Origin of the sequence: Isoptericola sp. 178 (assembly GCF_030586525.1) — a bacterium.
In the GTDB taxonomy this organism is placed as follows: Bacteria; Actinomycetota; Actinomycetes; order Actinomycetales; family Cellulomonadaceae; genus Isoptericola; species Isoptericola sediminis.
Genome location: NZ_JAUQYN010000005.1, coordinates 187,404 through 199,995, shown reverse-complemented (window position 1 = coordinate 199,995; position 12,592 = coordinate 187,404). Strand labels below are relative to the sequence as shown.

Here is a 12,592-nt window from a genome sequence, read left to right as displayed (position 1 = left end):
CTCGGTGACCAGCGCGGAGACGTCGGCGGCCGTCGCCTCGGGCTTCAGCAGCGTGTGGTCGACGTAGCGGGCCAGCGCGGCACGGTCGGTCGGGACGGTTCCGGGCCGCGCGCCGTCGTCACGGTCGAGGCGGGACCCGTCAGAAGTCGAGGCAGGTCAGGTACTCGAAGCTCTCCCGCGCGAAGCTCGCGTCGGTCGGGGCGCCGTCCATCTCGATGACGTAGTACTTGACCTTGCCCTGGGCCGCGTCGAGGATCGACGGCCAGTCGATGTCACCCTCGCCGACGACGGTCTGGGTGCCGAACGCCGGGGTCGGGCCGGACAGGTCGCCGTCCTTGATGTGCAGCAGGTCGATGCGGTCGCCGTACTCCTCGAGCAGCTCGACGACGTCGGCGCCGCCGTCGGTCGCCCAGTAGACGTCGACCTGGAACGCGACGTACCGCGGGTCGGTGTTGCGGACCACGGCCTCCCACCAGCTCATCGTCTCGCCCGAGGCGGGGTCGGTGACCTCGAGGACGAACTCGTTCCAGTGGTTGTGGCCGAAGTGCTTGCCGGTGCCCGCCTTCACGGACTGCTCGCCGGCGGCGTTCATCGCCTCGGCGGTCTCCATGGCGCTCTCCCACGACGTCGAGCCGCCGAAGAACGGGACGCCGGGACCGGACCAGCCGCCCGACCCCGTGTACTTCTGGCCGAGGGTCTTGGCGAAGTCGAGGGTCTCGTCGAACGTCTCCGGGTCGGTGCCGCCGTGGGAGCTGGGTGCCTTGAGCTGGTGCTCCTTGAGCAGCGCGCGGAACTCCTCGGCCGTGCGGCCCTCGTAGCTCCCGCCGAACGGCTCGACGTTCTTGTAGCCGATGTCGGCCAGCTCGCCGAGGACGGCGTCGACCCCGACCTCCTGCTGCCAGGCGCTGTAGCTGTAGAGCTGGAACGAGATCTTGCTCGCCGGTACCGAGCGGCCCGAGCACTGGGCCGAGCTGCCCGCGGTCCGGTCGCCCTGGTGGGCGTCGGCGGCGGCGGGAGCGGCTGCGGCCACCGGGAGGGCCAGCCCTGCGGCCGCGACGGCCGTGGCGGCCCGGGTGAGGAGAGTACGTCGCATCGTCGGGATTCCTCTCGGAAGGAGATCGTGCCCACCATCGGGCACATGGATCGGGGGCGGGTACCGGCGGGTGACCGGCGATATCCGCCCCCGTACTTATGCAAGATATCAGCGAAAGCGAAGAGCGCAATACCTCTCTTCAGTCGGAGTGCGATCAAAAGTAGGCGACCGAGCCGACGACGGTGTCGGGGCCGCGGACCGGGTCAGTGCGGGGAGAAACCGCCCCAGGGGTTGCCGAACTTCCGTTCCCACGGCGGGCGGCTGCTGACCTCCCCGGGAGGTTCGCAGGTCCCGGCCGTCAGGTCGGACCAGATGGTGGGCGAGCCGGTCTCGTCGTCCCGCGTCAGGAGCAGGGTGATCTCGTCGCCCCCGGTGGCCCACGGGCCGCTGGTGGAGAGCCGGACGACGACGTCGTCCGGTCCCGCCGACCCGAGACCGGATCGGGGGGCGACGATCTCGAGGTCGAGGACCTCGGGCGGGTCGTCGTCCGGCGCGGCCCACGCGGGGGCCGCGCCGGCGGTGGACACGAGCAGGGTCGCGAGCGTCGAGAGGCGGCGCAGGGTGCCGTCGTGGGTCGTGGTGCGCATGGCTCCTCCCCGGTCCCCAGCGACGTCCGCCACCGCCGGGCCCCGTCCCGGGGCGACGACGGTCAGCGCTGGAGGCTGAACCCGCCGTCGCTGGTGAGCACCTGCCCCACCATCCACGACCCGGCGGGGCTCACGAGCCAGCCGATGAGCCGTGCCGGGTCGGCGGGCTCGCCCCAGCGGCCGAACGGCGTCGCCGCGCGCAGCGCCTCGAGCTCGGCGAGCGGCCGGTCGGTGGTGCCGGGGTCGAGGTAGCCCGTGTTCACGGGACCCGGGTTGACGGTGTTGAGGACGATGCCGAGGTCGAGCAGCTCGGCGGCGACGGTGGGTGTGATGCCGGCCAGGGCGGCCTTGGAGGTGGCGTAGGCGACCTCGCCCGGCATCGGTCCCTGCTCCTGGCCGGACGTCATCCACACGACCTTGGGCGCGCCGGCCGGGTCGGCGGGTGCGGTCCGCCGCAGCGTCTCCCCGGGGCGCAGGGCGGGTGCGTCCTCGCGGCGCTGCCGGGCGAACAGGCGGGTGAGCAGCAGCGTGGAGCGGGTGTTCGTCTGCCAGTGGGCGTCGAGCGCCTCCGGCGTCATGTCCAGGATCGAGCCGTCCCCGCCGCTGCGCGCGTGGTTGCACACCAGGACGTCGACGCGGCCGGTCAGCGCCCGCGCGGCGTCGAACAGCGACTCGACCTGCGCAGGGTCCCGGAGGTCCGCGGACGCCGACCCGGAGCGCGCGCCGTCGTGCAGCGCCGCCCGGACGGCGCCGTCGACGGCGGCGAGGTCGTCCGCGCCCCACGGCTGGTCGGCGTCGTGCGGGGCGTAGTGCTGGGTGAACACGTGCGCGCCGAGGCCGGCGAGCTCGCGGGCGACGGCGACACCGATGCCCTTCCGGCGTGAGACCCCGGTGACCAGGGCGGTGCGACCCGACAGGGGCGGTGCGGACGACATGGCAGCACGCTACGTCCCGCGGGCGGACCGGCCACCCGGAATACCCGACGCTTGCCCGGGGCTTGTGCTTGACGTGCCCCCGACGTCGACGTCCGTGGGCCTGCGCTCCGAGCGCGGGCCGGTCCTGCTGTCCCTCATGCTGTCCACGGCCCTGGTCGCCCTGGACGCGACGATCATCGCCACGGCGTCGGCCACTATCGCCGACGAGCTCGGGGCGTTCGAGCAGGTGCCGTGGCTCTTCTCGTCCTACCTCCTCGCCCAGGCCGTCAGCACGCCGCTGGCCGGACGGCTCTCGGACATCGTCGGCCGCAAGCGGCTCATCCTGGCCGGGGTCGGGTTCTTCTTCCTCGGGTCCGTGCTGTGCGGGGCCGCCTGGTCGATGGGCGCCATGGTGGCCGGCCGCGTCCTGCAGGGTCTCGGCGCCGGGGCCGTCATGCCCGTGTCCCAGACCATCGCGGCCGACATCTACACCCTGGAGGAGCGGGCCCGGGTGCAGGGGTACCTGGCTTCGGTGTGGGCGATCTCCTCCGTCGTCGGTCCGACCCTCGGCGGCGTCTTCACGGAGTTCGTGTCCTGGCGCTGGATCTTCCTGGTCAACATCCCGCTGTGCGCCCTGGCCGCCTGGATGCTGGTGCGGCGTTACCACGAGTCCCCGCTCGACGGTGACCGGGAGCCGATCGACCACCGTGGTGCCGTGCTGCTGGCCGGCGGGAGCGCCCTGCTCCTGCTCGGTCTGCTCGAGGGCGGGTCCAGCTGGGCCTGGGTCTCGGTCCCGTCGGTCACCGTGCTGGCGCTCGCCGTCGCGCTGCTCCTCGTCTTCGTCGGGCACGTCCGCCGGGTGGCGCACCCGATCCTGGACCTGGGTCTGCTGCGTCGGCGGGTGATCGGGGTGGCCACGGCGATCTCGCTGGTCGTCGGCATGGTCGTCCTCGGCCTGGCCACCTACGTGCCGATCTACGCCCAGGGGGTGCTCGGTCTCGGGCCCCTCATGGCGGGGTTCGCGTTGGCGGCCATGATGGTGGGGTGGCCGCTGTCGGCGTCCAACGCCGGCCGGTTCTACCTGCGTCTCGGGTTCCGGCTCACGGCGATCATCGGCTCGACGCTGGTCGTCGCCGGCACGGCGTCGAGCCTGCTGCTCGGCGAGTCGTCCCCGCTCGTCGCCGTGATGGGCACCACGTTCCTCGTCGGCATCGGGATGGGGCTGACAGCGGTGCCGACCCTGATCGCCGCCCAGTCGTCCGTGGACCACACGATCCGGGGTGCCGTCACCGGGATCAACATCTTCGCCCGCTCCCTCGGCTCGGCCGTCGGCGTCGCCGTCTGCGGGGCGATCGTCAACGCCCGGGCGACGACGGGTCCGGACGGCATGCCGTCGGGACCGGATCTCATGGCGGCGATCCACCTCGTGTTCGTCGTCGTGGCGGTGTGCGGCGGGGTGATCGCCCTGCTGGCGTTCTTCCTGCCGGCCGACCGGCAGGCGGCACGGGACCGCCGGGCCGCCGTGCGTGCGGTGGACTGACCGGCGGCGACGGGCCGACGACGCTCGCCCTGAGAAAGGACGAGTTCCGTGCAAGACTTCCCGACACCGGCACGGGTGTTGACCGCACGTGGCGTCCTGCGCGGCCGGGCCGGGGACGTCGTCAGAAGGAAGAAGGGACAGCACGCATGGGGGCACGACAGGCGTCCGGCGGCGTCCGCGTGGCGCGGCAGGGGTCGCTCTGGGTGATGTGGGGCGACATCGACTTCAGCGTCACGCACAGCGTGCGGGACCAGCTCGCCGCCACGCTCGACGGCCGCGCCAAGACGGTCGACCTGTCCCGGGTGACGTTCATGGACTCCTCGGGCCTGCACCTGATCCTCATGGACGTGACGATGGAGACCCGCCCGCGGCTCGTCGGGACCCCCGAGGCCGTGATCGACCTGCTGGAGATGAGCGGGGCCCTGGAGCTGGTCGAGCTGATCGACGAGATCCCGCCGGCCGAGGTCCCGGAACGTGCGCCCCGTACGCGGTTCGAACCACCACCCATCGTCGGGTAGCCGACGATGCCGTCGATCGTGACGGTTTGCCATGCCCGAGCACGTGAGGAGCGACCGCCGTGACCGTTCGACAGGACGACGAACTACCCAACACCGCGCCGCCGGAGGACTTCGCCGAGATCGCGCGATGGATCCTGACCGAGGTCGACGAGGTCGCCGCCATGCGCGCCGGCCTGCAGGAGCGGCTGGGAGAGGGAGGGCCGGAGACCGCGGAGTCGACGGCCGAGAAGCTCGTGCTCATCGCCTCCGAGCTGGCGACCAACGCCGTCCGCCACGGCCTGCCGCCCACGGTGGTGCGCCTGCTCGGTGACGGGCAGGTCTGGCTGCTGGACGTCGCCGACCACGACCTGTCCACGCCGCCACGGCTCGCCGGGGACCGCGACCCCGGTCACGGCGGCCTCGGGCTGATGATCGCGCGCCGTCTCTCGCTGGCCGTGGGCTGGTACACGACCGAGCAGTCGAAGCACGTGTGGGCCACCGTCGGGAGGACGAGCCCGGAGGCCTGAGGCCGCGCACGGCAGCGCCGTCCGGGTCCCGCGCTACGGGGCCCGGACGGCGGCGTGCCGGGGCGTCAGGATCCGGTCAGGACCTCGTCGACGGCCTCGAGGAAGTCGTCCAGGTCGTCCGGGGTCCGGGACGTGATGAGCGTCCACCCCTCGCCCGGGTCCACGACCACGGGCGCGTCCTTCCAGGCGGCACCGGCGTTGCTCAGGTCCGTCTGGAGCGACGGGTAGGAGGTGACGGTCTTGCCCGTCGTCACCCCCGCCTCCACGAGGACCCAGGGGCCGTGGCAGATGGCGGCGACGGGGCGTCCGGAGCGGGTGAAGGACCGGACGATCTCGACCGCCGACGGCTGCAGCCGCAGGGTGTCGGCGTTCAGGGTGCCGCCCGGCACGAGCAGCAGGTCGAACCCGGCCGGGTCGACGTCGTCGAGCGTGACGTCCGGGGTGACCGTGCGGCCGGGATCCTTGTCGCCCACGAGCGTCGCGACGTCGTCGGAGGTCGCGGCCGCGACCGTCACGACGGCCCCGCGCTCGCGCAGGTGCTCCAGCGGGACGACGAGCTCGTCCTGCTCGACTCCGTAGTTCGTCACGATCGCCAGGACGGTGAGGTCGGTGAGATCGGTCGCCATGGTTCGCTCCTCTCGTCGTTCGGGAGCCCCACGGTATGGGCCCGCGGCGGATCCTGCCGGTCGGGCTGCCCGCGCCGCGCGGCGGCGCCGTCCTTACGATGGATCCGACACCCGGTCGGAGGTCGACGACGATGGCGACGAGGACGGCGGAAGCAGAGGCACGGGCGGAGGCGGGCAGGGGTGCGCGCCAGGACGTGCCGCGGTCGGCGCACGGCCGCTGGGCCCCGCCGGCGGACCGGACGGACCCGGTCGAGGTGCTGGCGGCGCAGGACGCCGACCGTCTGCCGTGGCTGGTGCCGGTCAGGAGGGCCCGCATGGCGGAGTCGGCCTTCGCCTTCTTCCGCGGCTCCGCGGCGGTCATGGCGATGGATCTGGCCCCGACGCCGACGATCGGCGTGCCCGTGCAGCTCTGCGGCGACGCGCACCTGGCCAACTTCGGTACCTTCGCCTCGGCGGAGCGGCGCCAGGTGTTCGACCTCAACGACTTCGACGAGACGGTGCCCGGACCCTGGGAGTGGGACGTCAAGCGGCTGGCGGCGAGCGTCGTCGTGGCTGCTCGGGACAACGGGTGGTCCGACACCGTCGGCGGCCGGGCGGCGCGGGGTGCGGTCCGGACGTACGCCCGGGCGATGTCCCGGTTCGCTGATCTGCCCGCGCTGCGGATCTGGTACGAGCAGGTGTCCCTCGCCGACGTGCGCCGCGCACTGCCCTCGAAGGCCGACCGCAAGGTGTTCGACAAGGGGATGGCCAAGGCCCGGGGGAGGGACTCGGTCAGGGCGCTGGGCAAGCTCGCCGAGACCGTCGACGGACGGCTCCGGATCCGCAGCCAGCCGCCGCTGCTGGTGCCCCTGCGCGACCTGACGGAGCACCTGGACGCCGAGGAGATGCACACCCGGGTGGCGGAGACCTTCGCCGGCTACGTCGAGTCGCTGCCGCCCGACCGTCGGTACCTGCTGCAGCGGTTCTCCGTCGTGGACGTGGCGCTCAAGGTCGTCGGTGTGGGCAGCGTCGGGACGCGGTGCTGGGTCGTGCTGCTCACCGGGCGCGACCACGGCGAACCCCTGTTCCTGCAGGTCAAGGAGGCCGCGGACTCGGTGCTGCAGGCCTACGTGCCGACGCGTCCCGACCCGCACGCCGGCCGGCGCGTGGTCGAGGGCCGTCGCCTGGTGCAGGCCAGCCCCGACGTGTTCCTCGGGTGGTCCGACACCTCGGTGGGCCGGCACTACTACTGGCGGCAGTTCCACGACATGAAGGGGTCCGCGGACGTCGCGGCGATGGACACGGACCGGCTGGGCGCCTATGTCGAGCTGTGCGGGCGGACCCTCGCCCACGCCCACGCCCGCTCCGGCGACGCGGTGACGATCGCCGGCTACCTCGGCTCGGGCAGGACGTTCGCCGATGCCCTGGCCGACTTCGCGGTCGCGTACGCCGAGCAGAACCAGGCCGACCACGACCGGTTCCGCCGGAGCGTCGCCGACGGGTGACGCGTCAGGTCGACGGTGCGTCCCCGTCGCGCCGGGTGAGCTCGATGACGGGGATGTGCCGGTCCGTGGCGCGCTCGTACTTCGCGAACTGGGGCGACGTCGTGGTGATGCGTCCCCACACCTGCGCGCGTTCGTCGCCGTGCAGCTCCCGTGCCCGGACGGGGACGGTCTCGCCGTCCACGACGATCTCGACCTCGTCGGGCCGGGCGGCGAGGTTGAGGTACCAGGCCGGGTTCGTGGCCGCGCCGTTGGCCGACGCGACGACGTACCACCGGTCCGGGCCGCCGTGGAAGTAGGCCAGCGGGGTGGTGCGGGCCGCTCCGCTCCGGCGCCCGACGGTGGTCAGCGCCAGCAGCCGCATCCCCAGCACGGGACCGCCGCGGCGACGGATCCGGCGCAGGGCCAGCCCGTTGAACCACCGCACGACGCGGCCCGGCTTGCGCGCTCCGCGGGTGCCCGTGGAGTGGCTGAAGGTCATCGGTCCTCCGGAGGTCGACGACCTCCACCGTAGCGGCACGGCTGCTCAGGTGTGCAGCACCGCCTGCGACGTGGCGGTGCTCTGAGGCATGTGCCCGAGGAACCAGTCCCGGGCGAGCTCGGCCGCGCGGTCCAGCGTGCCCGGCTCCTCGAACAGGTGCGTGGCCCCGGGAACGACCGCCAGGTCGTTCTCGCACCGCAGCCGTCGCTGGGCGCGGCGGTTGAGGTCCAGCACGCAGGAGTCCTCGCCGCCGACCACCAGCAGGGTGGGGGCGCGGACCTCGTGCAACCAGTCCGCGGCCAGGTCCGGACGGCCTCCGCGGGAGACGACGGCGGAGATGTCGTGGCCGAGCTGGGCGGCGGCCCGCAGCGCCGCGGCCGCACCGGTGCTCGCCCCGAAGTACCCGATGGGGAAGTCGTCCCAGCCCTGGGTGGTGCGCAGCCACCAGGTGGCGTCGACCAGCCGCCCGGCCATGCGTCGGATGTCGAACACCATCGGACGCTCCCACTCCTCGCGGGCGGTGAGCAGGTCGAAGATGAGCGTGCCCAGTCCCGCCTCGTTGAGGACCTGGGCGACACGCCGGTTGCGCGGGCTGTGCCGGCTGCTGCCGCTGCCGTGGGCGAACACCACCAGCCCGACCGGGTCCTGCGGCACGGTGAGATGTCCGTTGAGCATCAGCGCACCAGCCCGGATCTCGACGTCCTCGTCCCGTGGTGGTGGCGGGTCCACGCTCGGGGGCTCGGCGGGCCGGGCCGCGTGCGTCGCACGCTCGAGCAGCGCCATGACCTGCTCGTCGTCGACCTGGCGGAAGTCCGCGTACCACTCGCCCACGGCGCGGAACGCGCGGGGGCTCTCGACGTAGACCACGTCATCGGCTACCTCCTGCAGTGCTTCCAGTGCCGGCGCGGCACCCACGGGCACGGCCACCACGACGCGGGCCGCTCCCCGGTCCCGGGCGATGAGGCACGCGGTGCGCGCCGTCGACCCGGTCGCGACCCCGTCGTCCACGACGAGGGCCGTGCGGCCCGCGAGGGGCACGAGCGGGTGCTGGCGGCGGATCCTGTGCACGCGCCGGTCCAGCTCCGCGCGTTCGGTGGCCTCGGCGCCGGCGAGCTCCTCGGCCGTGACCTGGGCGCGGCTGACGACCTGGTCGTCCACCACCCGGGCGTCCCCTTCACCGACCGCACCCATCGCCAGCTCGGGCTGGTAGGGGACGCCCAGCTTGCGCACGACGATGACGTCGAGCGGTGCGTCCAGCGCGACGGCGACCTCGAACGCCACGGGGACCCCGCCCCGGGGGAGGCCGAGGACGACGACGTCCTCGTCGCGCAGCCCGGCCAGCTCCTCGGCGAGACGCTGCCCGGCCTGGGTGCGGTCGGTGAAGGGCATGCCACCACGATGCGCGCCGCGGACGGGTCGGCAGAAGGGCCGTTGGTCCCGAATCGGCCGGGGACTCGGGCCCGACGTGCGCCGTCCCCTGGCCTGGCCGACCCGGGCGCGGCAGGATGGAGGCGGAACCGACGAGCGGAGGTCGCGATGGACACCGAGAAGAGCGGCAAGAAGAAGTCCGGCGGGATCAAGAAGTTCTACAAGGTGGTGATGCTCGCGATCGCCGTCGCGGCCGTCACCAAGGAGCTGCGCAAGGACCCCGAGGACCGTGAGTGGCACGGCAAGGTCGGGTTCGTGCCGTACGAGTTCCGGATGCCGACGATCTCGCGCGCCAAGGAGCGCCTCTGGGACCCCGAGGCCGAGCACGTCCTGGGACCGCAGGTCTTCGGCGTGGGCTGGACCGTGAACGTCGGCCGCGTGGTCGCGCTGGTCAAGGAGCGCGTCGCCGGCTGAGCCGTCCCGGCGGCGGCAGGACGATCGTGCCAGGGTGGACGGCGTGAGCACCGTCCCCGGTCCCGCCGCCCTGCCCTTCGCCGAGCTGCACCTGCATCTCGAGGGCACGCTCGAACCCGAGCTGGTCCTGGAGCTGGCCGCGCGGAACGCCGTGGAGCTGCCGTTCGCGGACGTCGAGGACCTGCGCCGCGCGTACGCGTTCAGCGACCTGCAGTCCTTCCTCGACCTGTACTACGCGAACATGGCCGTGCTGCGCACCCCGCAGGACTTCGCGGACATGACGACCGCCTACCTGGCGCGTGCCGCGCGTGCCGGGGTGCGGCACGCCGAGGTGATGATCGACCCGCAGGCGCACCTCGTCCGCGGCGTGCCGCTCGAGGCCGTCCTGGAGGGTGTCGACGAGGCGCTGTCGACGAGCGAACGCGACCACGGCGTCTCGACCGCGCTCTTCGCGGCGTTCCTGCGCGACCGCCCCGAGTCCGAGGCGCTCGACGTGCTCCACCACCTCCTCGGCCTGCACGCGCCGATCGTCGGCATCGGGCTGGACTCGGCCGAGGCCGGCCACCCGCCGTCGAACTTCGCCCGGCTCTACGACCGGGCGCGCGCCGAGGGCCTGCACCTCATCGCCCACGCCGGCGAGGAGGGGCCGCCGCAGTACGTCGTCGAGGCCCTGGACGTGCTCGGTGTGGACCGGATCGATCACGGCATCCGCGCCCTGGAGGACGACGCGCTGGTCCAGCGGCTCGTCGACGAGCAGGTCCCGCTGACCGTCTGCCCGCTGTCGAACGTGGCGCTGCGGGCCGTCGACCGGCTGGAGGACCACCCGGTCCTGGCGATGCTGGGCCGCGGGCTCAACGTGTCCGTCAACTCCGACGACCCGGCCTACTTCGGCGGATACCTGGACGACAACCTCGCGGCCCTGACGACGTCGCTCGGCATGACGGCGGGGCAGCGGGCACGGCTGGCGGAGAACTCGATCCGGGCCGCCGTGCTCCCCGCCGACCGGCGTGCTGCCCTGCTGGCCGAGATCAGCCGGCAGGAGCGCTGACGCACCGGCCTCCGGGTGCCTCGGTCCGCTGCGGCCGGGTCCGGCCCGCGAGGCGGGCGTCGACCAGCCGGGCGGTGGCGTCCACCGGTTCCAGCGTCGAGGCGTCGTGCGAGACGAGGAGCGTCGCCGCGCCGGTCTCGCGCGCCAGGGACGTGATCAGCTCGACCACCCGCACGCCGCGGTCGTGGTCGAGGGCCGAGGTCGGCTCGTCGACGAGCAGGACCGCGGGGTCCCCGACCAGCGCGCGGGCGATCGCGACGCGCTGCCGCTGGCCGCCCGAGAGCTGCGCCGGCCGGTGGTGCGCACGGTCGGCCACCCCGACGGCGTCCAGCAGCTCCAGGGCTCGACGGCGCACCGTGGCGGGCCGTCGGCCGCGCAGGTGGGCGTGCAGCTCGAGCTGTTCCAGGGCCGTCAGGGAGTCCAGCAACCGCGGTGCCTGGAAGACGACGCCGAGGTGGTCGCGGCGCCACCGCGTCGCCTCGGCCACGGAGGTCGTCGGGGTGAGCGCGACCTCCTCCCCGAGACGGACCCGGCCCGAGGTGGGCGGTGTCAGGCCGGCCGCGACCGCCAGCAGGCTCGACTTGCCCGACCCGGACGGTCCGAGCAGCGCGGTCGTGGTGCCGCCCGGCACGGTGAGCGAGACGTCGTCGACGGCGGTGAGCGTCGAGGCCCCGTCCGGGTAGACGAGGGTGATGCGGTCCAGGTGCAGGTCCACGGGTCTCTCCTTGCGGGGTATTCAGTGCGCGGCCAGCGCGGCGTGCGGGTCGATGCGGGTGATGCGGGCGACGGAGACGGCGGCCCCGGCCAGGCCGAGGAGCACGAGCCCGGCGGCGGGCAGCACGGTCGTGGTGGTGTCCACCAGCACGGGGACCGTCGCGGGCAGCAGACGGCCGCCCACGGCCGTGAGCAGGGTCCCGAGCCCGACTCCCACGGCGAGCACCACGGCCGCCTGGCCGAGCGCGTCCCGCAGCAGGTATCGGGTCGTGGCGCCGAGCGCCTTGAGCACGGCGACGTCGGCCGACCGGCTGATGGTCCACACGCTGAAGAAGGCACCCACCACCAGGGCCGAGATCGCGACCAGGAACCCCTGCATCGTCGTCAGCGACGTGTTCTCGCCGGCGTAGGAGGCCACGGCCGATCGTGCCTGGGCGGTCGTCACGGTGGTCGTGCCGACGGCGGTGTCGCCCCGGGCCGCTCCGTCGTCGCTCGTGGTCAGCGCGACGACGGTCGCCACCGGGTCGTCGGCGGACCCGGTGCCGCGGGCGCCGACGGCCTGCCAGTCCGCGAGGGTCGTCCACACCACCGGGGTGTGGGCGAAGGACGCCTCGACGTCCGTGGTGCCCACGACCTCCAGGGCGGTCCCCCCGACGGTCACGGTGTCGCCGGGAGCGGCGTCGAGCTCGGTGGCGGCCGCGGGGGAGAGCAGGACGCCGCCGGTGATGAGGTCCGGGGAACCGGCGGGCAGCAGGTGCGAGCCGGCCGGGACCCCGAACGCCGTGACCGAGGCGGTGCCGGCCGCCGACCCGGCGCGGGTCGTCGCGACCCCGAGGGGTTCGGCGGCGTCCACCCCCGGGACCTCTCGCCAGCGTCGCCACTGGTCGGCCGTGACCTGCGAGGCGGTGAAGGCCGGGGCGTCGTCCGGCCCCGGCATGGCGAACGCCAGGTGGTCGGCGGGCAGGTCGGTCACCGCTGAGGTGGACTCGCGGGCGAGGCCGGCGGTCAGGGAGGCGAGGAAGGTGACCAGGAAGGTGACGAGCACGATGACGGCGGTCATGAGGGCGAACCGCCCCCGGGCATGACGCAGGTCGCGCAGGGCGACGAACACGGCGGGTCCTTTCGACGAGGGATGTCCCCAGCGTCGTCGGCGCGGCGAGGCGTGCCATCGCCCCGGGGTGCGGTCCTGTCGCGCCGCACGGTCGATCCCGGGATCAACCGTTCGGACGATGTGCGGCGCGG

Annotated in this window: 14 protein-coding genes and 1 pseudogene; 6 read left to right on the top strand and 9 right to left on the bottom strand. The window is 73.6% G+C overall.

Annotated features, from left to right (window positions below; all coding sequences use genetic code 11):
* The 4 genes and pseudogenes from Q6349_RS15065 to Q6349_RS15050 all read right to left on the bottom strand — a co-directional run.
* Positions 1-75, bottom strand: a pseudogene (locus Q6349_RS15065) (2-deoxyribose-5-phosphate aldolase); the annotation flags it as partial.
* Between the two features lie 64 nt (positions 76-139).
* On the bottom strand, positions 140-1,093 hold the full coding sequence (locus Q6349_RS15060) for a sugar phosphate isomerase/epimerase (RefSeq protein ID WP_304604791.1): 954 nt from the start codon (positions 1,091-1,093) through the stop codon (positions 140-142).
* 203 nt (positions 1,094-1,296) lie between these two features.
* On the bottom strand, positions 1,297-1,680 hold the full coding sequence (locus Q6349_RS15055) for a hypothetical protein (RefSeq protein WP_304604790.1): 384 nt from the start codon (positions 1,678-1,680) through the stop codon (positions 1,297-1,299).
* 62 nt (positions 1,681-1,742) lie between these two features.
* Positions 1,743-2,615, bottom strand: a complete 873-nt coding sequence (locus Q6349_RS15050; RefSeq protein WP_304604789.1) for an SDR family oxidoreductase — start codon at positions 2,613-2,615, stop codon at positions 1,743-1,745.
* A 136-nt stretch (positions 2,616-2,751) separates the two neighbouring features.
* Here Q6349_RS15050 and Q6349_RS15045 point away from each other — a divergent pair, with 136 nt between their 5' ends.
* The 3 genes from Q6349_RS15045 (at position 2,752) to Q6349_RS15035 (ending at position 5,158) form a co-directional block, all read left to right on the top strand.
* Complete coding sequence (locus Q6349_RS15045; RefSeq protein ID WP_370375366.1) at positions 2,752-4,134, top strand: MDR family MFS transporter; 1,383 nt, start codon at positions 2,752-2,754, stop codon at positions 4,132-4,134.
* A 146-nt stretch (positions 4,135-4,280) separates the two neighbouring features.
* Positions 4,281-4,652 carry an STAS domain-containing protein gene (locus tag Q6349_RS15040; RefSeq protein ID WP_304604787.1) on the top strand — a complete coding sequence of 124 codons (372 nt, stop codon included), beginning with the start codon at positions 4,281-4,283 and terminating at the stop codon, positions 4,650-4,652.
* 59 nt (positions 4,653-4,711) lie between these two features.
* Positions 4,712-5,158 (top strand): ATP-binding protein, encoded by a 447-nt coding sequence (locus Q6349_RS15035; RefSeq protein WP_171246584.1) that lies wholly within the window; start codon positions 4,712-4,714, stop codon positions 5,156-5,158.
* A gap of 65 nt (positions 5,159-5,223) precedes the next feature.
* On the opposite strand, the gene Q6349_RS15030 is transcribed toward Q6349_RS15035, so the two are convergent.
* Positions 5,224-5,784 carry a type 1 glutamine amidotransferase domain-containing protein gene (locus Q6349_RS15030; RefSeq protein WP_304604786.1) on the bottom strand — a complete coding sequence of 187 codons (561 nt, stop codon included), beginning with the start codon at positions 5,782-5,784 and terminating at the stop codon, positions 5,224-5,226.
* 131 nt (positions 5,785-5,915) lie between these two features.
* Here Q6349_RS15030 and Q6349_RS15025 point away from each other — a divergent pair, with 131 nt between their 5' ends.
* Entirely contained in the window at positions 5,916-7,268 is a 1,353-nt protein-coding gene (locus Q6349_RS15025) for a DUF2252 domain-containing protein (RefSeq protein ID WP_304604785.1), read from the top strand.
* Between the two features lie 4 nt (positions 7,269-7,272).
* Here the strand turns inward: Q6349_RS15025 and Q6349_RS15020 are convergent, their stop codons facing one another.
* Together Q6349_RS15020 and Q6349_RS15015 are read right to left on the bottom strand one after the other, a co-directional pair.
* On the bottom strand, positions 7,273-7,746 hold the full coding sequence (locus Q6349_RS15020; protein WP_304604784.1) for a nitroreductase/quinone reductase family protein: 474 nt from the start codon (positions 7,744-7,746) through the stop codon (positions 7,273-7,275).
* 45 nt (positions 7,747-7,791) lie between these two features.
* On the bottom strand, positions 7,792-9,135 hold the full coding sequence (locus Q6349_RS15015) for a phosphoribosyltransferase family protein (RefSeq protein WP_171246580.1): 1,344 nt from the start codon (positions 9,133-9,135) through the stop codon (positions 7,792-7,794).
* 147 nt (positions 9,136-9,282) lie between these two features.
* On the opposite strand from Q6349_RS15015, the gene Q6349_RS15010 reads away from it, so the two are divergent.
* Both Q6349_RS15010 and Q6349_RS15005 read left to right on the top strand, forming a co-directional pair.
* On the top strand, positions 9,283-9,588 hold the full coding sequence (locus tag Q6349_RS15010; RefSeq protein ID WP_171246579.1) for a DUF5808 domain-containing protein: 306 nt from the start codon (positions 9,283-9,285) through the stop codon (positions 9,586-9,588).
* 43 nt (positions 9,589-9,631) lie between these two features.
* The gene (locus Q6349_RS15005; RefSeq protein ID WP_304604783.1) at positions 9,632-10,636 is read left to right on the top strand and encodes an adenosine deaminase; all 1,005 of its coding nucleotides are present in this window, start codon (positions 9,632-9,634) and stop codon (positions 10,634-10,636) included.
* Here Q6349_RS15005 and Q6349_RS15000 read toward each other — a convergent pair.
* On the bottom strand, positions 10,617-11,351 hold the full coding sequence (locus Q6349_RS15000) for an ABC transporter ATP-binding protein (RefSeq protein WP_304604782.1): 735 nt from the start codon (positions 11,349-11,351) through the stop codon (positions 10,617-10,619). The two genes, Q6349_RS15005 and Q6349_RS15000, sit on opposite strands and share 20 nt — an antisense overlap.
* A gap of 21 nt (positions 11,352-11,372) precedes the next feature.
* Positions 11,373-12,461, bottom strand: coding sequence for an ABC transporter permease (locus Q6349_RS14995; RefSeq protein WP_304604781.1), 1,089 nt, complete (start codon positions 12,459-12,461; stop codon positions 11,373-11,375).
* Positions 12,462-12,592: the final 131 nt, after the last annotated feature.

Coding starts and splice junctions, on each gene's coding strand:
- Q6349_RS15060 (WP_304604791.1), bottom strand. CDS start 1,093: ATGCGACGTACTCTCCTCACCCGGGCCGCCACGGCCGTCGCGGCCGCA.
- Q6349_RS15055 (WP_304604790.1), bottom strand. CDS start 1,680: ATGCGCACCACGACCCACGACGGCACCCTGCGCCGCCTCTCGACGCTC.
- Q6349_RS15050 (WP_304604789.1), bottom strand. CDS start 2,615: ATGTCGTCCGCACCGCCCCTGTCGGGTCGCACCGCCCTGGTCACCGGG.
- Q6349_RS15045 (WP_370375366.1), top strand. CDS start 2,752: ATGCTGTCCACGGCCCTGGTCGCCCTGGACGCGACGATCATCGCCACG.
- Q6349_RS15040 (WP_304604787.1), top strand. CDS start 4,281: ATGGGGGCACGACAGGCGTCCGGCGGCGTCCGCGTGGCGCGGCAGGGG.
- Q6349_RS15030 (WP_304604786.1), bottom strand. CDS start 5,784: ATGGCGACCGATCTCACCGACCTCACCGTCCTGGCGATCGTGACGAAC.
- Q6349_RS15025 (WP_304604785.1), top strand. CDS start 5,916: ATGGCGACGAGGACGGCGGAAGCAGAGGCACGGGCGGAGGCGGGCAGG.
- Q6349_RS15020 (WP_304604784.1), bottom strand. CDS start 7,746: ATGACCTTCAGCCACTCCACGGGCACCCGCGGAGCGCGCAAGCCGGGC.
- Q6349_RS15015 (WP_171246580.1), bottom strand. CDS start 9,135: ATGCCCTTCACCGACCGCACCCAGGCCGGGCAGCGTCTCGCCGAGGAG.
- Q6349_RS15010 (WP_171246579.1), top strand. CDS start 9,283: ATGGACACCGAGAAGAGCGGCAAGAAGAAGTCCGGCGGGATCAAGAAG.